This window comes from Vibrio sp. 10N.247.311.13 (genome assembly GCF_041467595.1).
Classification (GTDB): Bacteria; Pseudomonadota; Gammaproteobacteria; order Enterobacterales; family Vibrionaceae; genus Vibrio; species Vibrio crassostreae_C.
This window is the reverse complement of sequence record NZ_JBFSUX010000033.1, coordinates 4,252-25,963: the sequence shown is the minus strand read 5'-3', so window position 1 is coordinate 25,963 and position 21,712 is coordinate 4,252. Positions and strand designations below refer to the sequence as shown.

The 21,712-nt window shown below is 45.2% G+C and carries 20 protein-coding genes and 1 tRNA gene; 6 read left to right on the top strand and 15 right to left on the bottom strand.

Going from position 1 to position 21,712, the window contains the following annotated elements; translation table 11 throughout:
• Window positions 1-222 precede the first annotated feature (222 nt).
• Window positions 223-299 (bottom strand) — tRNA-Arg (locus tag AB6E52_RS14300).
• A 211-nt stretch (window positions 300-510) separates the two neighbouring features.
• Here AB6E52_RS14300 and folD point away from each other — a divergent pair.
• A complete protein-coding gene (folD, locus tag AB6E52_RS14295; protein ID WP_017062367.1) occupies window positions 511-1,368 on the top strand; it encodes a bifunctional methylenetetrahydrofolate dehydrogenase/methenyltetrahydrofolate cyclohydrolase FolD in 858 nt (285 codons plus the stop codon).
• Window positions 1,369-1,494: 126 nt separating this feature from the next.
• On the opposite strand, the gene AB6E52_RS14290 is transcribed toward folD, so the two are convergent.
• The 5 genes from AB6E52_RS14290 to AB6E52_RS14270 all read right to left on the bottom strand — a co-directional run bounded on the left by AB6E52_RS14290 (window position 1,495) and on the right by AB6E52_RS14270 (window position 7,290).
• Window positions 1,495-3,309: a sodium:proton antiporter gene (locus tag AB6E52_RS14290; RefSeq protein ID WP_102320173.1), complete on the bottom strand. Its 1,815-nt coding sequence runs from the start codon at window positions 3,307-3,309 to the stop codon at window positions 1,495-1,497.
• A 164-nt stretch (window positions 3,310-3,473) separates the two neighbouring features.
• The gene (locus tag AB6E52_RS14285; RefSeq protein ID WP_019826134.1) at window positions 3,474-4,673 is read right to left on the bottom strand and encodes a NupC/NupG family nucleoside CNT transporter; all 1,200 of its coding nucleotides are present in this window, start codon (window positions 4,671-4,673) and stop codon (window positions 3,474-3,476) included.
• 205 nt (window positions 4,674-4,878) lie between these two features.
• Window positions 4,879-5,799 (bottom strand): LysR family transcriptional regulator, encoded by a 921-nt coding sequence (locus tag AB6E52_RS14280; protein WP_017063421.1) that lies wholly within the window; start codon window positions 5,797-5,799, stop codon window positions 4,879-4,881.
• Between the two features lie 171 nt (window positions 5,800-5,970).
• Window positions 5,971-6,969 carry a lytic transglycosylase domain-containing protein gene (locus AB6E52_RS14275; protein WP_102320172.1) on the bottom strand — a complete coding sequence of 333 codons (999 nt, stop codon included), beginning with the start codon at window positions 6,967-6,969 and terminating at the stop codon, window positions 5,971-5,973.
• Window positions 6,970-6,999: 30 nt separating this feature from the next.
• Window positions 7,000-7,290: a YcgL domain-containing protein gene (locus tag AB6E52_RS14270; protein WP_017062372.1), complete on the bottom strand. Its 291-nt coding sequence runs from the start codon at window positions 7,288-7,290 to the stop codon at window positions 7,000-7,002.
• Window positions 7,291-7,509: 219 nt separating this feature from the next.
• On the opposite strand from AB6E52_RS14270, the gene minC reads away from it, so the two are divergent.
• The 3 genes from minC to minE are packed head-to-tail and all read left to right on the top strand — an operon-like array spanning window position 7,510 to window position 9,276.
• Window positions 7,510-8,172, top strand: a complete 663-nt coding sequence (minC, locus tag AB6E52_RS14265; protein WP_017063419.1) for a septum site-determining protein MinC — start codon at window positions 7,510-7,512, stop codon at window positions 8,170-8,172.
• A gap of 21 nt (window positions 8,173-8,193) precedes the next feature.
• On the top strand, window positions 8,194-9,006 hold the full coding sequence (gene minD, locus AB6E52_RS14260) for a septum site-determining protein MinD (RefSeq protein WP_009848498.1): 813 nt from the start codon (window positions 8,194-8,196) through the stop codon (window positions 9,004-9,006).
• A gap of 6 nt (window positions 9,007-9,012) precedes the next feature.
• A complete protein-coding gene (gene minE, locus AB6E52_RS14255) occupies window positions 9,013-9,276 on the top strand; it encodes a cell division topological specificity factor MinE (RefSeq protein ID WP_010436847.1) in 264 nt (87 codons plus the stop codon).
• 129 nt (window positions 9,277-9,405) lie between these two features.
• Here the strand turns inward: minE and rnd are convergent, their stop codons facing one another.
• From rnd to AB6E52_RS14215, 8 genes are all read right to left on the bottom strand, one after another.
• Window positions 9,406-10,524, bottom strand: a complete 1,119-nt coding sequence (gene rnd / locus AB6E52_RS14250) for a ribonuclease D (protein ID WP_017067370.1) — start codon at window positions 10,522-10,524, stop codon at window positions 9,406-9,408.
• 142 nt (window positions 10,525-10,666) lie between these two features.
• Window positions 10,667-12,361, bottom strand: coding sequence for a long-chain-fatty-acid--CoA ligase FadD (gene fadD / locus AB6E52_RS14245; RefSeq protein ID WP_004734190.1), 1,695 nt, complete (start codon window positions 12,359-12,361; stop codon window positions 10,667-10,669).
• A 106-nt stretch (window positions 12,362-12,467) separates the two neighbouring features.
• A complete protein-coding gene (locus AB6E52_RS14240; RefSeq protein WP_102320170.1) occupies window positions 12,468-13,424 on the bottom strand; it encodes an alpha/beta fold hydrolase in 957 nt (318 codons plus the stop codon).
• A 47-nt stretch (window positions 13,425-13,471) separates the two neighbouring features.
• A complete protein-coding gene (locus tag AB6E52_RS14235; protein WP_017079484.1) occupies window positions 13,472-14,032 on the bottom strand; it encodes a Slp family lipoprotein in 561 nt (186 codons plus the stop codon).
• A gap of 39 nt (window positions 14,033-14,071) precedes the next feature.
• Window positions 14,072-14,377, bottom strand: coding sequence for a hypothetical protein (locus tag AB6E52_RS14230; RefSeq protein WP_004734193.1), 306 nt, complete (start codon window positions 14,375-14,377; stop codon window positions 14,072-14,074).
• Window positions 14,378-14,468: 91 nt separating this feature from the next.
• On the bottom strand, window positions 14,469-15,170 hold the full coding sequence (gene tsaB, locus AB6E52_RS14225) for a tRNA (adenosine(37)-N6)-threonylcarbamoyltransferase complex dimerization subunit type 1 TsaB (protein ID WP_102320169.1): 702 nt from the start codon (window positions 15,168-15,170) through the stop codon (window positions 14,469-14,471).
• A 59-nt stretch (window positions 15,171-15,229) separates the two neighbouring features.
• Complete coding sequence (locus AB6E52_RS14220; RefSeq protein ID WP_102320168.1) at window positions 15,230-17,158, bottom strand: ATP-dependent DNA helicase; 1,929 nt, start codon at window positions 17,156-17,158, stop codon at window positions 15,230-15,232.
• A 160-nt stretch (window positions 17,159-17,318) separates the two neighbouring features.
• A complete protein-coding gene (locus tag AB6E52_RS14215) occupies window positions 17,319-17,519 on the bottom strand; it encodes a hypothetical protein (RefSeq protein WP_102320167.1) in 201 nt (66 codons plus the stop codon).
• A 301-nt stretch (window positions 17,520-17,820) separates the two neighbouring features.
• On the opposite strand from AB6E52_RS14215, the gene purU reads away from it, so the two are divergent.
• Complete coding sequence (gene purU / locus AB6E52_RS14210) at window positions 17,821-18,654, top strand: formyltetrahydrofolate deformylase (RefSeq protein ID WP_029235131.1); 834 nt, start codon at window positions 17,821-17,823, stop codon at window positions 18,652-18,654.
• Window positions 18,655-18,969: 315 nt separating this feature from the next.
• On the opposite strand, the gene AB6E52_RS14205 is transcribed toward purU, so the two are convergent.
• Complete coding sequence (locus AB6E52_RS14205; RefSeq protein WP_017070298.1) at window positions 18,970-19,566, bottom strand: VOC family protein; 597 nt, start codon at window positions 19,564-19,566, stop codon at window positions 18,970-18,972.
• Between the two features lie 347 nt (window positions 19,567-19,913).
• On the opposite strand from AB6E52_RS14205, the gene argS reads away from it, so the two are divergent.
• A complete protein-coding gene (argS, locus tag AB6E52_RS14200; RefSeq protein ID WP_017067376.1) occupies window positions 19,914-21,647 on the top strand; it encodes an arginine--tRNA ligase in 1,734 nt (577 codons plus the stop codon).
• Window positions 21,648-21,712 lie beyond the last annotated feature (65 nt).

Genomic DNA, 21,712 nt, shown 5'->3' with positions numbered 1-21,712 from the left:
GACTGGCTAATAGCTTTACTTGTCTATTCTTCGTGAATTCATAGTGGCTTTATTACCAAATGATGTAAACCCCAAAAAACGAACAATTTTAACTTTCTATTACATAAGCCGAATGAAACGAATAACAGAAGAAAATGAGTCGCGCTTGAAAAGAAGTGTTTTATGATGTGTAAAATGCAAAAAACCCGACAACTCGGAGAGTTATCGGGTTTCTTTAAATAATGGCACGCCCTGAAGGATTCGAACCTTCGACCACCTCCTTAGAAGGGAGGTGCTCTATCCAGCTGAGCTAAGGGCGCGCTACAGGAACGAATTATACGAATTCGAATCAGTAAAGCAACGGCTTTATGTAACATTCTGATCTAAGTGGGTAAAAAAAGGCCAACAAACATATAAGTGTTGGAAAATAGACCAAAGCAAACGTTTGCTTGATGGTAATCAAAAAGATTTTCTGGAATAATGCGCCAAAAACATCAGCCACTAACTTGAATATCAATACTAAGGAAATTCATGACTGCTCAAAATATTGATGGAAAGCTAATTTCTCAAACGGTTCGCTCCGAAGTTGCTGCACGTGTAAAAGCTCGTACTGAAGCTGGATTACGCGCTCCGGGCCTAGCGGTTGTTTTAGTGGGTGAAGACCCTGCTTCTCAGGTTTACGTTGGAAGTAAGCGTAAAGCGTGTGAAGAAGTTGGCTTCGTATCTAAATCTTACGACTTGCCAGCCACTGCGACAGAAGACGAATTGTTAACATTGGTAGACCAACTGAACGACGATCCAGAGATCGACGGTATTCTTGTTCAACTGCCTCTACCAGCTGGCATTGATAGCACTCACGTTCTTGAGCGTATCACGCCAGAGAAAGACGTTGACGGCTTCCACCCATACAATGTCGGCCGTTTGGCTCAGCGCATGCCTAAGCTTCGCTCTTGTACGCCAAAAGGCATCATCACGCTGCTTGACCGTTACAACATCGACTTACGTGGTAAACACGCGGTTGTGGTTGGCGCATCAAACATTGTAGGTCGCCCAATGACGCTAGAACTTCTTCTAGCAGGTTGTACAACGACAACATGTCACCGCTTCACCAAAGACCTTGAAGGTCACGTGCGTCAAGCAGACGTTGTTGTAGTTGCCGTTGGTAAGCCTAACTTCATTCCTGGCGCTTGGATTAAGAAAGGCGCTGTTGTGGTCGATGTTGGTATCAACCGTTTAGAATCTGGCAAACTAGTGGGCGACGTTGAATACGACGTAGCGAAAGAAAGCGCAAGCTTCATCACACCTGTGCCGGGTGGTGTTGGCCCAATGACGGTTGCGAGCCTAATCGAGAACACCATGATCGCTTGCGAGCAATTTCACTCGAAGTAGTCCGCAGCGCATATAAATAAAATTAGAAAGCCGCAACGTGATGAACGTTGCGGCTTTTTTGATGCTTTGGTACTTAGCTATTCGTTTTTACAACGGGGTGACTCGCTTTTGATGAAGTGCTCGTTGCTACTTATCTGGAGTCTCGACTTTTTCCGTCTGTTCAGAAGGCGGTAATAAACTAATAAGCTCACACTCCGTTGATATGAGTTTTTCCAACTCAGATCCTTGTGTAATTAAACGGAAATCACCGCCATTAATCACCCCAAGAGGAATGGCTTTAGGATACAAAGCGTTAAACTCTTTTAAATCAAATGCCTCGGTCAAACCTGTACTTTTAATTTGGCTACCCTGAGCCATCAACGAGTTAAGCTTAGAATAGGTGATCCCTTCCGAAAACAGACTTCTATTGCCATCGCGGCTCACTTGGTGCCTTTCATGTTTATTCTCTGAGGATTCAAGCTCAAACACCTTATTCTCACCAAACTCGTCTTGATAGTGCATGCTAACTAACGGGTTGGTTTGACGATAAGGCGACACGATCATCGCACGCCCTATTCCATCCAATTCCAGATTATTTTCAGCGTGGCTCGAAGCTGGGTTACCAAAATAAACATTCAAGTTTTCCATGCGCGCTAAGCGAATGCTTTCCCAGTTGGTATCGGCAAGCACACTGTTGATGTTGTGTGTCGCCAACACTTTGGCAAACTGGCGTGAAAACTGAGTCGCACCAAAGAAGATAACGCCTTGTGCCTTCTCTTGAGTCACACCTAGCCTTCTCGCCCACCAACTCGCGGTAAGGCTCTGAATCACAACCGTACCGATGATGACCAAGAACACCATTGGCACCAGTAAATCTGCGCCTTCAATTAATTGCTTCTCTTGAAGTTTGATTGCAAACAGAGAAGAAACCGCGGCTGCAACGATCCCGCGCGGTGCCATCCAGCTCAAAAACCATTTATCCGCAGAGGTAAGATCCGTGCCGATCCCGCTGATCCACACACTCAAAGGACGCGCCACCAGCATCACTACCGCTAACAAGCCAACCCCACCCCAACCTATCGAGAGGAAGGTTCCGGAGTCGAGCCTGCTCGCTAACAGAATAAACAACGCAGAAATAAGTAACACGGTCAGGGTTTCTTTGAATTCGATGATGTCTTCGATATCCAAGCCCTTCACGTTGGCAAGCCAGATCCCCATGATGGTCACGGTTAATAAACCCGATTCTTCACTCAGATCATTAGAAAACGAGAACGCCGCCAACATTAGCGTCAGCACAGCCACATTACGTAAATAGTGCGGTACCCAATGCCCTTGCAGCATCTTGGCAATCAAATGGCCACCGATGATCCCTAAGCCTAAACCTATGACTAACGTCAGGCCCAGAGCTGACAGAACGTGTCCGGTAGGGTCGGCAGAAGAAACAATGTACTCGTAGACGAGAACCGCAAACAGAGCGCCAATCGGATCAATTACTATCCCTTCCCATCGCAAGATACTGCCTAACGAAGATTTAGGCTGAATACTGCGAAGCATGGGCACGATTACCGTAGGGCCAGTTACCACAACTAATGCACCAAACAGTGCGGCTAACGGCCAACTGAAGTCCACAAAGTAGTATGCCCCCACCACGATACACGCCCATGTAATCAACATGCCGAAACTCACGAGGTGAGTCACCATCCGGCCATGGCCTCTGATTTCTTTGAAATTTAGGGTCAATGCTCCTTCAAACAAGATGATGGCAACCCCTAAGGAGATCATAGGAAACAGCACATCACCGAAAATGGCATCGGGATTTAGAATATTCAGGCCGGGACCTAACAATAGGCCAACGATAAGGAGAGGGAGAATGGCGGGAAGACGTAAACGCCAGCCGAGCTGCTGACAAGCTAAAGACAAGAGTCCAATTAACGCCAAAGAAGAAGTAATCGACAAATCCATTTGTGCCCCTAAAAGGTTTGCACCACACCCTGTGGTACAAACTATTCAATGAAATAAGAAAGCCTACGTTCTTACACTATAGGCTCTCTTTTTCACGCTAACCGAATATTATTGTGATTAATCAGTCACTTTACTATAGGGGGAGTAAAGTCATGATCAGTTAACTATAGAGAAAGTACAACACCAGCAATAGCAGCACTCATTAGGTTAGCAAACACACCTGCACAAATTGCTTTGAAGCCATATTGTGAGATGAAAGAACGACGCTCTGGAACTAAGCTGCCCAAACCACCGATAAGAATCGCCATGGTAGAGATGTTAGCAAAGCCACATAGAGCGAAAGTTACGATCGCTTGCGAGTGCTCACTTAGTGCCTCTTTAGCATCCATTAGTTGGATGAAAGCCACGAACTCGTTCACGACAATCTTGTTACCGATCAATGAGCCCGCAACCACAGCCTCAGACCACGGTACACCGATCAGCCATGCAACGGGTGCAAACACATAACCTAGGATAAGTTCGAAGCTTAGGTTTACGCCAAACCAGCCGCCAACGATACCTAGCAAGCCATTCAGCATTGCAATCACACTGATAAAGGCAAGAAGTGTTGCACCCACCGCAACGGCAATACGAAGTCCAGACATAGCCCCATCTGCCATCGCCTCAACTACGTTTGTTGCTCGTGGAATTTCAACGTCAGACTCAATATTTTCTTGAGCGTCATCTGGGCTGCCAGGTACTAAGATTTTAGCCATCAATAGGCCGGCTGGTGCAGACATGAATGCCGCAGCGATCAGGAAGTTTAGGTCAACGCCAAGCGATGCATAACCCACTAGCGTACCACCAGCTACAGACGCCAAACCACACACCATCACAGCAAACAGTTGTGAATCTGTCATGTGTTTTAAGTAAGGCTTAACCACCAATGGCGCTTCAATCATGCCGACAAAGATATTGGCAGTCGCAGACAATGATTCCGCACGACCTGTGCCCAAGAACTTCTGTAGCGCACCACCAATAAGGTTGATCACCTTTGGCATAAAGCCGATGTGGTACAAGCCTGAAATCAGTGCAGAGAAAAAGATAATGATGCCAAGAACATTAATCGCGAAAACAAATCCGTTATTAGTTAGGCCACCAAATAGGAAGTTAATCCCCTCTTGACCGTAGTTGATCAAGCTAGATACCGCACCTGTGGCTGCATTCAACGCTTCTTTACCCATTGGTACATACAGAACCAACAGCGCGAATGAGATTTGTAATAAGAAAGCCAAAGAGACTGTTCTTAGTGGAATATTTTTTCTGTCCGTAGATAGTAACCAAGCGGCAACTAAAATAGTGATAATTCCAAGTAGCGAAGCCATGTGCGTCAACCTAAAAGTTGTAGATAGGAAAGGCGACGCATTCTATAGAGGAAATCGTTTGCGGCAAGCTGAGGTTGTTAATGTGATGTTGGGGTAATCACGATTTAACTATGAGTATAATTAAGTTATTGAATTTTAATAATTAACTTTGATTAAAAAGCGTACTTTTTCCATATGGAAATTATATTTATAGATTAGGAAACAGTTAGCGATGCAGTTCAACGCAAGTTTTGAGGTTTTTGTCCCAATACGTCGGCGACCCGATATGATCTTTAATGAACTCAATCACTGCCGAAAGCTTCTTCGGCATATTCTTTCGGCTCGGGTAAACGGCATAGAATGGCATCAGCTGACTGGCTCTCCATTCCGGCAAAACTTGGATTAATTTGCCCGTTCTAAACTCTTCTTTTACTAAGTAAGTTGCTAAGTAAGCCACACCCCACCCTGATACGGCTGCGTCTCGCACGGCCTCAGCTAGATCCACCGAGTAATCACCCGCTACTTTAACGCTAAGGTTCTCTTGGCCATTATCAAATGCCCACGAGGTGTAATCTCGTTCACGGCTGCGATAGATAAGACAGTTATGGTCAATCAGATCAGAAGGCACATGTGGCGTCCCGGCCTTAATCAAATAGTCCGGTGATGCAGCCACCACAAACTGGCTGTCAGCCAATCGCTGAGCAATATAACCTTCTGGCAGATCTTCGTTGTTGGTGATCCATAGGTCCAAGCGCTCTTCAATCATGTCCACCTTATAGTCGAACAAGTGGACCTCGATTCTCAACTGAGGATAAAGCTGTCTGAGTTGATCAATCGCCGGAATGATATGGAGTGTGCCAAATGACTGCGACAAACCGACGCGTAGTATTCCAGAGATATCATCGCGCTGGCTATCCATATCCATCTGAGCTGCTTTCACCGTGTTAAACAGCTGCTCACAATGTTGATAGAACACGTCTCCCGCTTCAGTCAGCGTGAGGCTTCGTGTGGTTCGTTGTACCAACTTGATGCCGATTGAGTCTTCAAGCAAAGCGACTTGCTTACTGATATGAGACACCGAAACGTTCAAGCTTTTTGCAGCACTGGTAAAGCCTTCGTGCTTGATCAGCGCATGGAATATCACCATCTGTGCAGCTCTATCTGTTAGCACAAGATCACCTTATTAAATCTCTGAAATATAAAATCAAAAAGGACTCCGAAGAGTCCTTTAGTTCGTTCTGCCTATGGTAGGCCAAATGCTATTCAAAGCGACTTAGGTCTGTTAATCAAACTAAGTCTACAAATCAAATTAGGTCGATTAATCAAACTTAATTCTGTCGGCTAGATGGCTTACAGCCAAAGCAAAGTAGTAAGAACGGTTCCACTTCATTAACACATTGTAGTTGTTGTAAATGAGGTACGAACGACCGGCTTCGTCATCTGGCATTATCAACCAAGCTTTAATGTCTTCATCAAGCGTTGGCAGTGGGCGATCGTCATAGCGTTTAATACCGAGTTCAGACCACTCTTTTAAGTATTTCGCTTTGTCTGCGTCTCGACCTTGTAAATCGATCGACACGGTTGACGGAACATGAACCTGACGACCCCAAGTATATTTGTCATCCCATCCTGATTGGCTGAGATAATTGGCCGCTGAAGCAAATACGTCTTCTTCAGTGCCCCAAATATCTTTCTTGCCATCACCACTGCCATCAGCGGCATACGCTAAGAATGAGCTTGGCATAAACTGCGGTTGACCCATCGCACCAGCCCAAGAGCCTTTCATCTCTTTTGGTGCAATATGGCCTTGATCAAGAATCTTCAATGCCGCCATCGCTTCGCTACGGAAGAAAGCTTCTCGGCGTCCTTCATAAGCCATGGTCGTTAGGGCGTCGATAACGCTGTAATTACCGGTGAACTTACCAAAATTACTCTCAACGCCCCATAGCGCGACAATGAACCTTGGTTGAACACCATATTCATCACCAATACGCTTTAACGCGGTGTAGTGTTCCTTATAGAGTGACCTTGCTTGCTTCACTTTCCAATCTGGAACCGCTCGTGGAATGTATTCATCCAGAGTCAGTTTTTTCTCAGGTTGGTTTTTGTCGGCTTTTACCGCTCTTGGCTTAAACGTTACACCATCAAAGGCTTCATCAATGATCGCTTCAGAGATGCCTTCTTCACGGCCTTGTTGTTTTAGTTTTTCTACATATTGCTCGAAGCTCAGTTCTTCAGCTTGTACTGAACTTATGGTCAGGCTATTACCCAATAGTAATGCCGACACAGCCAATATGGTTTTCGAAAATTTACTCAACGATCACTCCTCCTTGAATTGAGGTGGCTATCACTCTTCGTCTTGAGATTTCTGTTGAGCTTTACGCTCTTTATGAAGCTCAAGTTCGTTAACTGGTGGTGGCGGAACCTGTAAAAAGAAACCATCGGTATTCAGTGATTCTTTCACTTTTTCGATGTTTACTTGAGCCAGTTTACGGCCATCCATTTTAATTACCATTACAAAACTAGGTTTACCAAACATTTGCATCAATGCGTCAGGAACTTGTGAAAAATCATCCTTCTTAGGGATATAAAGGTATGTTCCTTCTTTCTTTGAGCTTTTATATATAGAACACAGCATGACAAACCTTTTAATTGATTATGACTACAAAACTCTCACTTGCGAGATCAATAGTTTATGTTAGGGAAATATTGGGAACAAAACGTCCATTTGACAACAAGATTACTTGCTGTGCTTGGTTTGGGAATATAACATGATAAACCTAGTTTCAGGCAATGCCCTTTATTTTATTGATAAAGAAATTGTACTAATCCGCTATTGAGGTCCTGTAGTTTTTCGATGTCTAGTAACCCAGATCTAAAAGGTAGCAGCTTTACGCTATCTGTTTTGCACTTATCCGATGATCAAGTCGAAAATGCAGTCTCTTTTCTTCAAGAGAAAGTAGACCAAGCACCTACGTTTTTCGCTGCCGCACCTGTTGTTATCAACATCAGTAAAGTCGCGGGCGATATCGATTTTGTGCAACTTAAAAATGGTATATCTCAAGCGGGCATGATCCCGGTTGGTGTGGCAGGCTGTTCTGATAAGCGAATGCAAAACCTCGCTAAAGAAGCCGGTTTTGCAGTGATGACGGCAAGCAAGTCGCCATCTCAAGCTCCAGCGAAAATGGCACCAATCAAAGTGATTAGAACCCCTATTCGTTCTGGTCAGCAGGTTTATGCGAAAGATGGCGATCTATTGATACTCAGCCATGTGAGTGCAGGCGCGGAAGTGATTGCCGATGGCAGCATCCATATTCATGGCACTTTACGCGGCCGTGCGATTGCAGGTGCAAGTGGTCAAACTGAAGCAAAAATAATTTGTAATGACTTACAAGCCGAGCTGGTTTCCATTGCTGGAAATTACTGGCTCAGCGATCAAATTGAAAGCGAGTACTGGCAGAAGAAAACCATGTTCAGTATGGCAAACGATGTATTACACGTTGATGTCCTCGCAATATAAGAGAAATAAAAGGAAAACAGAATGGCACGCATTATCGTTGTAACGTCAGGTAAAGGCGGGGTAGGCAAAACGACCTCCAGTGCAGCTATTGCCTCGGGTCTGGCTTTAAAAGGAAAGAAAACCGCAGTTATCGACTTTGATATCGGTCTGCGTAACCTAGATTTAATCATGGGTTGTGAGCGTCGTGTTGTGTACGACTTCGTTAATGTTATCAATGGTGAAGCGACGCTGAACCAAGCGATGATCAAAGACAAGCGCACAGAGAACCTGTTCATTCTTCCTGCTTCTCAAACTCGTGATAAAGACGCACTAACAAAAGATGGTGTTCGTCGTGTATTTGATGAACTGGATGAAATGGGCTTTGATTTCATCATCTGTGATTCTCCTGCGGGTATCGAACAAGGCGCTCTTATGGCGTTGTACTTCGCTGATGAAGCGATTGTAACCACCAACCCAGAAGTCTCTTCAGTACGCGATTCAGACCGTATTCTAGGTATTCTTGACTCTAAATCTCGTCGTTCTGAAGACGGCTTAGAGCCAGTGAAAACACACCTTCTATTGACTCGCTACAACCCAGCACGTGTAACTCAAGGTGAGATGCTCAGTGTTGAAGACGTTGAAGAAATCCTGCACATCTCTCTACTGGGTGTAATTCCAGAGAGCCAAGCGGTACTGAACGCATCGAACAAGGGTGTTCCAGTTATCTTTGACGAAGCAACCGACGCAGGTATGGCTTACAATGATACTGTAGAGCGACTACTGGGTAGCCAAGTTGACTTCCGCTTCTTAACGGAACAGAAGAAAGGCATCTTCAAACGACTGTTCGGGGGCTAATGCACAATGTCATTATTAGAGTTTTTTAGACCACAGAAAAAGACAACCGCAAACCTAGCCAAAGAACGTTTGCAGATCATTGTTGCCGAACGACGCAGCCATGACGACCCAGCGCCGTCTTACCTGCCGCAACTAAAAGAAGACATCTTGAAGTGTATTGCCAAGTACGTTGAGGTCGATCCATCAATGGTTGATCTGACTTTTGAACACAAAGATGACGACATCTCAGTGTTAGAGTTGAATGTTAAGCTTCCAGAAGAAGATCGATAATCTTTCTGAACAAGATTGGCAGGTAATACACTTGCTTGTATTGATTGAATAAAAAAGAGAGCCTAGGCTCTCTTTTTTGTATGTGCAGTTTATAACTGTAACTAAGTTAGGCTTTAAAGCAGCAAGCGGTTATTTGATCGCTTTACTCAGCTTTTCGCCAACCACATCTAAACGCCAGCCTTGCATAACATCAGGCAGCTTTTCTGGGTTACGATCGTGCTTCCACACCCAGCTTAACATTTGGTTAAGTTGCTTCTTCGATGCCAAGAATTCCGTCGCCAAACCACTGTGTTGTGATGCTGTTTTCACTTCATCTTTCAGCACTTTGAACAGTTGCTTGTAGCCAGGGAAGTCCATTAGACGTTCTACTGGTGCTGGGTACTCTTCTTCTGGTGTATGTTCCGCTAACTTTACGATTGAGCTGATCTTCGCACCATGGCGACGCACAGAGCGGTAATCAAAACCCTCTTGCTCCATGTGCTTGGGATCTTTCATCGCAAAACGCGCCACAGCCCATAGGTCTTGTTCTTTGAAGACAAAGTTCAGCGCTAAATCGCGCTTGATTGCTTCTTTTAGACGCCAAGTTGCTAGAGGTCGTAAGATCGCTAATTGCTTAGGTTTAAGCTGCCACGCCCCTTTAATATCAAGGTAGGCTGTATCTGGGTTTACTTTACGAATGCGCTTGGCAACTTGTAAATCAGACTCTTGCTGAGCCGCTTCCCACCAGCCAGCTTCCATCACTTTTTCTAGAAGCTTGTTGTACATTGGCATTAGGTAATGCACGTCTGCTGCTGCGTAGTCCAATTGTTTTTGAGAAAGCGGACGCGCTAGCCAGTCTGTGCGAGATTCACTCTTATCGAGATCGACACCGACAAACTCTGAAACCAGAGCAGCAAAGCCCGTTGATAAACCATGACCTAAGAAAGCCGCCATGATCTGTGTATCAACCATTGGTGTTGGTGTACAGCCAAATGCGTTCTGGAACACTTCCAAATCTTCACCGCACGCGTGCAGCACTTTCAATACTGATGCGTCTTTCAACAAGGTAACGAACGGTGTCATGTCATCAAGAGCAATAGGGTCAATCAGTGACAGCATTTCACCATCAAATAACTGAATCAAGCCTAATTGAGGGTAATAGGTTCTAGTACGAACGAACTCCGTATCAAGCATAACGACATCGGCTTCACGTGCTTGTTGGCAAACTCGCTCAAGGTCTTTCAATTGGGTAATGATTTGATAATCCACAAAAACTCTCACTGATTTTACTTTGATCGCCGGATACAAAAATGCCGACATTAACTGTCGGCATTCTAACACCATTTTTCAGCGCTCGCTTAGATTAAGCGCCTGAATGGTTTCGGGGGCTAATTTCTCGCAAACCCGTGCATTACTCGCTTGCGCGTTTGGCAAGCTCTGCGTCGTTTTCTTCACGAAGCACTCGGCGCAAGATCTTACCTACATTGGTTTTTGGTAGTTCTTCACGGAACTCAATCAATTTAGGGATCTTGTAGCCAGTTAGGTGTTCACGGCAGTGCGCGATAATGTCTTCTTTGGTTAGGCTAGGGTCACGTTTCACAACGTAAATCTTAACCAGCTCACCAGACACCTCATGAGGTTGGCCGATAGCCGCAACTTCTAACACTTTGCCATGCAGAGCCACTACGTCTTCGATCTCGTTCGGGTAAACGTTGAAGCCCGACACTAGAATCATGTCTTTCTTACGGTCTACGATGTACAACAAGCCTTCGTCATCAAATTTAACGATATCACCCGTCGATAACCAACCATCTTGGTCGATCACTTCTTTGGTCGCTTCTGGACGTTGCCAGTAGCCTTGCATCACTTGAGGACCACGAACCTGCAATTCACCCACTTGGTCATTGCCAACCACTTTACCTTCATCATCAACAATACGAACTTCTGTTGAAGGTACTGGTAGGCCGATTGCACCTGTGTAGTCTTTCAGATCATATGGGTTACCCGTGACCAAAGGAGCACACTCGGTTAAACCATAGCCTTCAAGTAGGTGGACACCTGTCGCTTTCTTCCATTGCTCAGCAACAGCGCGTTGAACCGCCATACCACCGCCAACAGATAAACGCATATTACTGAAATCCAACTCGTGGAAATCTTCGTTATTCACGAGCGCATTGAACAAGGTGTTTACGCCAGTAATCGCGGTAAACGGAACCTTTTGCAGCTCTTTAATAAAGCCAGGAATGTCACGAGGGTTAGTAATCAGAAGGTTACGGCCACCCATCTCAACAAACAATAAGCAGTTCACGGTAAGAGCAAATACATGGTAAAGCGGCAATGCCGTTACCACCAATTCACGGCCTTCTTGCAGAACAGGGCTATATGCCCCTTTCGCTTGCAGTACGTTCGCAATCATATTGCGGTGCGTTAGGATTGCGCCCTTCGCTACGCCCGTTGTACCACCGGTGTACTGTAGGAATGCGATGTCATCGCCCGCCATAAATGGCTTCACGTACTGTAGGCGACGGCCTTTGTGCAGTGCTTTTCGAAATGAGATAGCACCCGGCAGATCGTACTTAGGCACCATGCCTTTTACGTATTTCACTACGAAGTCGACAATCGTACCTTTCGCTCGTGGCAGCATTTGCCCCAAGCTGGTTAGCACAACGTGTTTAACCGGAGTTTTATCAACGACTTTCTCTAGCGTGCTCGCAAAGTTAGAAACGATAACAATCGCCTTTGCGCCAGAGTCATTCAATTGATGTTCAAGTTCACGAGGCGTGTACAGTGGGTTGACGTTCACTGCAATCATACCTGCACGCAGTACACCAAAGAGTGCAATTGGGTATTGCAGCAGGTTTGGCATCATCAGCGCGACACGATCGCCTTTCTTCAGTTTTAGATCATTCTGCAGGTAAGCAGCAAAAGCACGACTGCGCTCTTCAAGCTTACGGAATGTCATGATAGACCCCATGTTCTCGAATGCTGGTTGGTCTGCGTACTTCTGTACCGACTGTTCGAACATTTCAATAAGAGATGGGTACTGATCTGGGTTGATCGTCTCTGGTACGTCACTTGGATAACGTGAAAGCCAAGGTTTGTCCACTATGTTACTCCTCGTTTATCAGCTGACGACTGCTTCGCCGCTTTTTATCATTGCGGTATTACAGCACAGCTTTAGTGCATGAGCACTAAAAGGCTCAAACACTTGTTTAAATTTTGTTAACTACACCAAGAATTAGCTCTGAAACTAGCTCTGGGCTCTCTAAATGGCAATGATGTCCGCCAGGAACAGTCTCTATATTCAGAGAACTATGGGCTGATTTGTAGCGATTATGCTGCAAATGTCGGAATCCATCATTTCCTAAAACTATTAATTGAGGGCATTCAATAGCCGCCATGATCGCTTCAGCATGCGCTTGTGACATTCGATATAACGAGTCACATTTTAGGTTAGGGTCGCATCTCCATTGCCAAGAGTTATCGAACTCGGCAATACCTTGATCTACAGTCGCTTGACTAAGAGCAACTTGATCTACAGTCGCTTGATCAAAAGCAGCTTTAGCAACAACAGTCCGATCAACATTACTTAGCTCAACGATTCCTCGTTCAACAATAGGAGCAATGAGTTCTGCTTTGATTTGATTGGCGTGAGCTCTCAGCTTAATAGCATCCTCAAGACTTGCCAGAGGACGTGAAGGCTTTCTTCGCTGTCGAAGACGACTGAGTACCCCATCTCTCAAACGAGAGACTGTTTCGTAGGGAGCTTCTGAAAGAGGTCCATGACCTTCAATTTGAATTAATCCTGACACCTTTTCAGGAAAGGCGGCACTATAGCAACTTGCGATCAATGCACCAAGTGAATGTCCTACCAGTACCAGTCTGTTTGGCGATAATTTGGTCACCAACTGATGCAAATCATCAATATAGTCGTGAAATGGGTAATAACTCCCCGGTTTATGCGACGAGAAACCGTGTCCGAAGAGATCGATAGCAACGAGGTGAGTATCTGGAGAAAGCTTGGCTATTTGCGGCATAACCTGAGTGAAACTTGCAGAATTATCTAGCCAACCATGAATAAAAACGACCGTCGTTGCGGTCGTTTTTGAGTTGCCAATCTGTTGTGTTGCAAGCGTCCCGCTCGCAAGGGAATATGACTTTTCAATCATTGATTGTATGGTGTCCCTATCGTTTAGTGTGTCGATTTCAGGTTCGACTATTCCACATCTTGAATCACACGGCCTGACTTAGGCATGGTTTGAAAGCTGCGACAATGCAAACTGCGGCAAGAGTAATAGGTTGGCGCAAAGTCGTTGATGACCACTCGCTCGGTGATCTGCCATAAACGTTGGTTGTAGACATTCATTACTGGGAAGGTATAAGGGTAATCACCAACGGTGCCATCTTCAGTACCACTTGATGTTCCAACCAAGGTGACTAAACGGCCTTCAGCAAAGCTCAAAGGTTCTACGTAACCATCAATGTAACCAACAAAACGCCCTTTTGGCTCGGCATCAATATCTGGCTTACCGTTGCTTGAGATAGGCAAGTTAACCACTTCAACACGAGTCTTATCTTGTAAGTTAGTGACTTTAGCAATCACACCACCTAAACGAACATCACCAGCGTCTGGCACTGTGTTTACCCACTCTTGGTAGTCAGTTACCACCTGTTCAGAGTTTGCATTAAGTTCTTCTGGTAGAGATGAGCAACCCATCACCATCGAAGAGAAGGCGACAAGGAAAAATAAGCGAGATTTAGAAATGAGAGAAAACATAATGCTGGTCCTTAGAAAAGGATAAATGAAAGCACAAAGCTAGATATAAATATCGACCCCAATAAGCTTCGCAAGTTCCTCTTTTTTAGCTTGATTCATCACGTCCATATACTCCTCCATCGCACGTCGTCCGCGCCCTTCTGGAAGATCATATTGAACCTGAGCTTTGTGGATCTCAGATTCTTTGACTTGGCGAATCGAATGCGAGACAGCATTCGCGACCTTAGTTGGCTGACCAACTGAGGTTTTTGCATCGCCTTTTTTTACCTCGTTCTTTTTGTTGGTTCGATTGGTTTTGGATGTATTGCCTATCGAAGAAGGAGGTAAGCCGTTAAGTGAAACCATGCTTAAAGAGTTTATTACCTGATGTTAATGATTGTGTATCTGTTTTTATTTTGGCTCTGCAAAGTGAATGCAAAGCCAAAATAATACGTATTTACTCGCGACCTGGCAGTTTTTTCCACGTCACTTTATCGCGAAGATAAACAGGCTCAGACTCTTCTGCTGCAACCGCTTTACCTTCTGCATAAGCAAATTGAGCAAGGAGCGCCATGTCTTGAGCTTCTGGAAACAGGACTTCACACGCTTTGGTGTTAATCGCTAGTGTGTCCATGTGCTCTGCATACGCTTCCCAACCGGTGCCGACTTTTGCCCATGTCTCAGAATCCACTTCAAGCTGCGCAGCTAATTCGCTTGGAGGCGTGACACATTCCGCATCAACCGCAGTCCAACGACCATCGTCTTCACGGCTGTAACGAGCCCAATATACTTCACTCATGCGAGCATCAATCGCTGTAGCTACGTGAGTTTCACCAAATTTACGGTAGCTGCCTTGCGCCATCGCTGCCAGTGTAGACACACCGATCATCGGTAAATCCGCACCAAAAGCCAAGCCTTGAGCAATACCGATACCAATACGCACACCCGTGAAACTGCCTGGACCTTGGCCAAACGCGATTGCGTCGATATCGGTTAAAGCGACATTCGCTTCTTTCAGTACTTCATCAACCATAGGTAGAATTTTTTTCGTATGGTCTCGAGGAGCCTCTTCGCTACGTGCGAACACCTGGTCACCCATTACTAGTGCAACTGAACAGTTTTCAGTTGCGGTATCTACTGCAAGAATTTTCGCGCTCATTCGTGTCTCAAATATTCGTTATCTAATCTAAAAATAATGGCTAAGCTCAACAATGCCAATTACTCAGCAGCGGTTGAATGGTCTTTAGCTAAGAATTCTTTAATGATCCCTAAGTCACGGGTACGTGGGATAGGCGGTAAACTCGCCAAAAACACACCACCGTAATCGCGGGTCACCAAGCGGTTATCGCAAATAATTAAAGCGCCATTATCACGTTTATCACGTATTAATCGGCCAACACCTTGTTTCAAGGTAATCACTGCGTCTGGTAACTGTACTTGTGCAAAAGGATCACCCCCTTTTAGCTTACAGTCCTCGATTCGAGCCTTAAGTAACGGGTCGTCTGGGGCGGTAAAGGGCAATTTATCGATGATAACACAGCTTAATGCGTCGCCCCTAACATCTATACCTTCCCAGAAGGCGCCAGTGGCCACCAGCAATGCGTTACCTAATTCCATGAATTCGGCTAAGGTTTTTTGCTTACTTGTCTCACCTTGTAGCAGAACTGGAACCGAGAGCGTTTCACGGAATCGCTCCCCCAACTCTTTCATCATGCTGTGTGAGGTGCACAAAAAGAAACAGCGACCTTGGTTTTGCTCAATCACAGGAGCCAACATTCTTACTAGCTTATCCGCTAAGCCTGGGCTATTTGGTTCGGGAAGATAGCGAGGCACACACAAACGCGCCTGATTTGGATAGTCAAACGGGCTTGGCAGTGAAAACTGTGCTGACGGTTTTAACCCGAGTCGAGAGGTGAAATGGTCGAAATCATCCGACACCGCTAGCGTTGCTGAAGTAAACACCCAAGCACCCGGTTTAAGCTCGATTTGTTCGTGGAATTTATCGGCAACCGAAAGAGGCGTGATGTGCAGAGCAAAGTGGCGCGGTGTAGTGTCATACCAATACGAATAGCCAGTGATCGACACATCGCACACACGTTCGATACGCGACTTAATCATATTTGCGCGTTCGAAAGCGGTATCTAACAGCTGGCTTCGCCCAAGTGCTAACTTCAATACATCAACAGCAAGTTGCAGAGCATCTTGCAAACGAACTAACTCGCGTGCAATCGACTCGGATTTCAAAGCTTCGCGCCAGTTACCACGAAAGCCGGTATCACCAAGCACAATACGCAGATCGGCTGACGATTGAACGAGCCTATCCCCTACTTTCTGTAGCTGACGCATGTCTTTGGCTTCAGTTCGGTAAGCAATTTCAATGTCTTTGGCTAACTCTTGGATCTGTCGACTGGAAACCGATTGTCCGAAGTACTGGCTGGCGATGTCAGGAAGTTGATGTGCTTCATCGAAAATAAACACGTCAGCTTCAGGTATCAATTCGCCAAATCCGGTTTCTTTGATCGCCAAATCAGCTAGGAAAAGGTGGTGATTTACGACCACCACATCGGAATCCATCGCTTTTTTACGCGCTTTAAGCACAAAGCAATCGGTATAGCTTGGGCACTCTTTACCCAAGCAATTATCATTGGTCGAGGTAATGGTTGGAATAACCGGGCTGTCTTCAGCGATATCATCACAATCGCCTAAATCACCCGTTTGAGTGGATGACGACCAACTACGAACTTTGACTAACTGAGCCAGCAGCGTTGGATCGGTATGAGCACCATGACTCTCGATCATTTGGCGGCTGAGTCTGTCCAAACACAAATAGTTTGAACGTCCTTTGAGCAACGCAACTTGACCATAAAAGCCAAGCGCATCGACCATCAAGGGTAAATCTCGGTGAAACAGCTGCTCTTGAAGGTTTTTAGACCCCGTACTAATGATGGTTTTCTTGCCACTAAGCAGCGCAGGCACTAGGTAAGCAAACGTCTTACCAGTACCTGTTCCAGCCTCAACAACCAACTGGCTTTGATTTTCAATAGCTTGTGAAACCGCTTCAGCCATGTCTAACTGAGCTTGTCTTGGTTGAAACCCAGGGATAGCTTTGCCCAGAGCGCCATCAGCAGAAAACGTTTTAGATATCATAGAGTACGAAGTTTAGAAAAAGAGAAGGAGAATTATGGCAGGTTTAGTGAGCCGGCGCGAATCAAGAATGACTTCGCACCGGAGGTGTTTGGCTTGGCTTGACGTGGCTTAAGTTACCTTGAAGGTAAGAATTGAAGAAGTAGGAATTAGAGAATCGTTTTTATTTTCGACTGAGATAACGTGATAGCCAAGGAGCACCTTCAAAATGGTTATCACCAGGCTGTATGGCTTTCGCTGCATCGGTTGGTGAGGTCTTACTTTCCCACATTTCATCTAGAACATGACCATCTAATTCGGCACCTCTCGCCAATGAATTCACTCGCTTGCAGTACAGTTTTTTGGCTAGTAACTCTTTATCCATAAGTATCACCTCTATTTTTGGCCAAGGCGTAAATGCCTCGGTTGAAGTTCAAATGCGTACTACGGTCAAAACTTTTAAAAATGAAGCTTCTGCCTGTTTTTCTATCTAAAAACTGATATTTCTATATCAAACAATTTATCAAAGAAATAAATCAGCAGCAGAATTTGTTGAAACCAACTTGATAATAGATTAATTATAACGGTGATATTGCGGCTCAGTTCACCGTTCGACGGCCTGCATTAAATTTGAAGAATCCCTATTTCATATAATAAGTGCAACATTTCATGGAAGTAAGATGCAAATGGAAAGAAAAACTTTACTAACACATTGTACTGATGCCCCGGGCCTCATCTCTAAGATCACCAATATTTGTTATAAGCACCAACTCAATATTATTCACAACAATGAGTTCGTAGATAACACAAGTGGCCACTTCTTTATGCGCACCGAGCTGGAAGGCTATTTCAATGATGAAACCTTGCTTGCCGATTTAGACCAAGCCCTGCCACCAAATACGAAACGTAAGCTTGTTGATTCGTCTCGCAAGCGTGTTGTGATACTCGTGACCAAGGAAGCACACTGCCTTGGCGACATTCTAATGAAGAACTTCGATGGCAGCTTAGACGTTGAAATTGCGGCCGTTGTCGGTAACTACGACATTCTACAAAGCCTAACCGAGCGTTTTGACATCCCTTACCACCATGTTTCTCACGAAGGGCTAAACCGTGAAGAACATGAGAAGAAGATGCTAGAAGTGATTGACCAGTACGAGGCGGATTACCTTGTTTTGGCTAAGTACATGCGAGTGCTGACACCAGGTTTTGTTGAAAAATACCACCACAAGATCATCAATATCCACCACAGCTTCTTGCCAGCATTTATTGGCGCGAAGCCATACCAACAAGCGTATGAGCGCGGCGTGAAGATCATTGGCGCAACGGCACACTTTGTGACGAATGATTTGGATGAAGGTCCAATCATCAAGCAAGATGTTATCCCTGTGGATCACAACTTCAGCGCGAAAGACATGGCACAAGCCGGTCGTGACGTAGAGAAGAATGTATTAAGTAAGGCGTTAAACAAGGTGATCAATGATCATGTGTTTGTTTACGGCAACAAGACTGTAATTCTGTAAATCGGATATTCGATTTCCGGTAAGACTTCCAGTTAGAACCCAATAAAAAACGCGCAATAGGGAAAGCCCATCGCGCGTTTTTTGTATCTGATGATCAGACTCGCTTTGAGAGATTCCCGACTACGCTCCTTCGTCGCTATCGGGAATGACGAACTCGGTGATGAACCTTCGAGCTATAGGCTCTAACATACGCTCTCGAACGCTCAGTCTGTCACTATCCAAAGATAGACTCTGGAAAATTTCATCGAACACCCCGTCATTCCGACGAGCCAAGGCGAGATCAGGAATCTCTTTCCTAGCAACTCTCTATTCAAATTAAGCCTGTTCTGATTCCACAATCTTCTTCAAAGAGTGTGGATGCAGCTTGATGCAAATCCCTTGATGTTTAAAAGCCACTGTTGGGTTATTCAAGCGTTCACCCTCGCCTTTCGGGCTAGAGAGTTTGATCTTAACGCCTTGCTCACCCAGCGTTTCAAAGTTAGCAGCGAACTGCGGGTAAGTTTCTTTAAGATCCGCTAGATACTCATCAGCTGTTTGGGCATGAGAAGGAATCACAAACTCTACATGTTCCCAATCTTGGCTTGGGTAAATCTTACCTTCTGCTGGATATGGCAGCTCCAAACATTCAATTTTCCAGCCAAGGCTTTGCAAGGGTTCATCGAAAGCCAACACCACAATTGGACGACCATTAATCATCGCCTCAGAAATCATAGAGCCGTACTCAGACCACGCTTGATGGGCAGATTTCGCTAGCTCAGTGTCATTGATTCGCAGCGCAATATGATCCGCTTGAGCAAAGCTTAAATCCAAACCTAATGTATTTCCTAGGCTCTCGATTTTTGCCATAAAAGTATCAAGGCGGGCGATCATTTGTTGTGGTTCTAGTTCAGCTTGCTTCAGGCTCATCATCATTGTCTGTGTTCTCCAAATAATGGCTGCATGTTATCAGTTTTGCCTTTTGCAACAAGCGTTGCTTTTACAAAAAACACTCAATAACTATGTTCTTTTCGCTCCTTAAACATGCAAACGCGTCTTGCTAAAAGTCGATTGTCAAAAACCACTCAGGAAATGTTAATTTTCTATCAATTCGACCTATAAGAAACCGCACAAAATTGGTATGATTACCGCCATTTCTGTGAACTTAAACAGAGTCTGCTGCTGATTTTGGCATTAAATCGTTAACTAGAAGCATAATTAACCAATTTAATGACCAAGAATTAACGGCCACTCTTATCATCCTTGAATTGAAGGAAACGCGTGTGAATATCCAAGCACTTATTAATGACAAAGTATCTCAGGCTCTAGAAGCCGCTGGCGCACCTGCAGGCTCTCCTGCTGCTGTTCGTCAATCTGCAAAACCACAGTTTGGTGACTACCAAGCAAACGGCGTTATGGGCGTTGCTAAACGACTAGGCACTAACCCACGAGAATTTGCTCAAAAAGTATTGGACGTTCTAAACCTAGACGGTATCGCTTCTAAAGTAGAAATCGCAGGCCCAGGTTTCCTAAACATCTTCCTAGATGAAGCTTTCCTAGCCAAACAAGCAGACGCAGCATTGGCTGACTCTCGCCTTGGTGTTGCCGTTGCTGAAACGCAAACTATTGTTGCGGATTACTCTGCGCCAAACGTTGCTAAAGAAATGCACGTTGGTCACCTACGTTCAACTATCATCGGTGATGCAGTAGTTCGTACTCTAGAATTTCTAGGCCACAACGTTATCCGTGCTAACCACATCGGTGACTGGGGTACTCAATTTGGTATGCTTATCGCAAACCTTGAGCGCGTTCAGGCTGAGTCTGGTGAAGTTTCAATGGAACTTGCTGACCTTGAAGGCTTCTACCGTGAATCTAAAAAGCTCTACGATGAAGACGAAGAGTTCGCAGTTAAAGCACGTGGCTACGTTGTTAAACTGCAAAGCGGCGACGAGTTCTGCGCAGAGATGTGGAAGAAGCTTGTTGACGTAACAATGATTCAAAACCAACGCAACTACGATCGTCTAAACGTGTCTCTAACACGTGATGACGTAATGGGCGAAAGCATGTACAACCACATGCTTCCAACTATTGTTGCTGACCTAAAAGAGCAAGGTCTTGCTAAAGAAGATGACGGCGCACAAGTTGTATTCCTAGACGAATACAAAAACAAAGATGGTGACCCAATGGGCGTTATCATCCAGAAACGCGACGGCGGCTTCCTTTACACAACAACCGACATTGCTTGTGCAAAATACCGTTTTGAAGAACTAGGCGCAGACCGCGTTCTTTACTTCATCGACTCACGTCAACACCAGCACCTAATGCAAGCTTGGACTATCGTTCGTAAAGCAGGTTACATCCCAGAATCTGTTTCTCTTGAGCACCACGCATTCGGCATGATGCTAGGTAAAGACGGTAAACCATTCAAGACTCGTGCAGGCGGTACTGTTCGTCTTGCTGATCTTCTTGATGAAGCCGAAGTTCGTGCAGCGCAGCTAATCGAATCTAAGAACCCAGAACTAGCAGAAGACGAGAAGAAAGCGATCGCGAACACTGTTGCTATGGCAGCGGTTAAGTACGCAGACCTTTCTAAGCACCGCACTACTGACTACGTGTTCGATTGGGACAACATGCTTGCATTCGAAGGCAACACAGCACCATACATGCAGTACGCATACACTCGTGTTGCTTCTGTATTTGCTAAAGCTGGCATTTCTATGGACTCTCTTGAAGGTGAAATCAAAATCACTGAAGAGAAAGAGAAAGCACTTATCGCGAAACTTCTACAGTTTGAAGAAGCAGTTCAGTCTGTTGCTCGTGAAGGTCAACCACACATCATGTGTAGCTACCTGTTCGAACTAGCTGGTCAATTCTCTAGCTTCTACGAAGCGTGCCCTATCCTAGTTGCTGAAGACGAAGCTGTTAAGCAGAGCCGTCTGAAGCTTGCTGCACTAACAGCGAAGACGATCAAGCAAGGTCTATCGCTTCTAGGTATCGACACTCTAGAGCGCATGTAAGCGATTCGAGATTCGAGATTCGAGATTCGAGATTCGAGATTCGAGATTCGAGATTCGAGATTCGA

Bases quoted from the DNA above. Each gene is read 5' to 3' on its own strand.
- purU (WP_029235131.1), top strand. From the start codon at position 17,821: ATGGAAAGAAAAACTTTACTAACACATTGTACTGATGCCCCGGGCCTC.
- AB6E52_RS14220 (WP_102320168.1), bottom strand. From the start codon at position 17,158: ATGATATCTAAAACGTTTTCTGCTGATGGCGCTCTGGGCAAAGCTATC.
- folD (WP_017062367.1), top strand. From the start codon at position 511: ATGACTGCTCAAAATATTGATGGAAAGCTAATTTCTCAAACGGTTCGC.
- AB6E52_RS14230 (WP_004734193.1), bottom strand. From the start codon at position 14,377: ATGGTTTCACTTAACGGCTTACCTCCTTCTTCGATAGGCAATACATCC.
- AB6E52_RS14205 (WP_017070298.1), bottom strand. From the start codon at position 19,566: ATGATGATGAGCCTGAAGCAAGCTGAACTAGAACCACAACAAATGATC.
- AB6E52_RS14270 (WP_017062372.1), bottom strand. From the start codon at position 7,290: ATGCTGTGTTCTATATATAAAAGCTCAAAGAAAGAAGGAACATACCTT.
- minD (WP_009848498.1), top strand. From the start codon at position 8,194: ATGGCACGCATTATCGTTGTAACGTCAGGTAAAGGCGGGGTAGGCAAA.
- AB6E52_RS14215 (WP_102320167.1), bottom strand. From the start codon at position 17,519: ATGGATAAAGAGTTACTAGCCAAAAAACTGTACTGCAAGCGAGTGAAT.
- AB6E52_RS14240 (WP_102320170.1), bottom strand. From the start codon at position 13,424: ATGATTGAAAAGTCATATTCCCTTGCGAGCGGGACGCTTGCAACACAA.
- minE (WP_010436847.1), top strand. From the start codon at position 9,013: ATGTCATTATTAGAGTTTTTTAGACCACAGAAAAAGACAACCGCAAAC.
- AB6E52_RS14290 (WP_102320173.1), bottom strand. From the start codon at position 3,309: ATGGATTTGTCGATTACTTCTTCTTTGGCGTTAATTGGACTCTTGTCT.
- tsaB (WP_102320169.1), bottom strand. From the start codon at position 15,170: ATGAGCGCGAAAATTCTTGCAGTAGATACCGCAACTGAAAACTGTTCA.
- minC (WP_017063419.1), top strand. From the start codon at position 7,510: ATGTCTAGTAACCCAGATCTAAAAGGTAGCAGCTTTACGCTATCTGTT.
- AB6E52_RS14285 (WP_019826134.1), bottom strand. From the start codon at position 4,673: ATGGCTTCGCTACTTGGAATTATCACTATTTTAGTTGCCGCTTGGTTA.
- AB6E52_RS14280 (WP_017063421.1), bottom strand. From the start codon at position 5,799: ATGGTGATATTCCATGCGCTGATCAAGCACGAAGGCTTTACCAGTGCT.
- AB6E52_RS14235 (WP_017079484.1), bottom strand. From the start codon at position 14,032: ATGTTTTCTCTCATTTCTAAATCTCGCTTATTTTTCCTTGTCGCCTTC.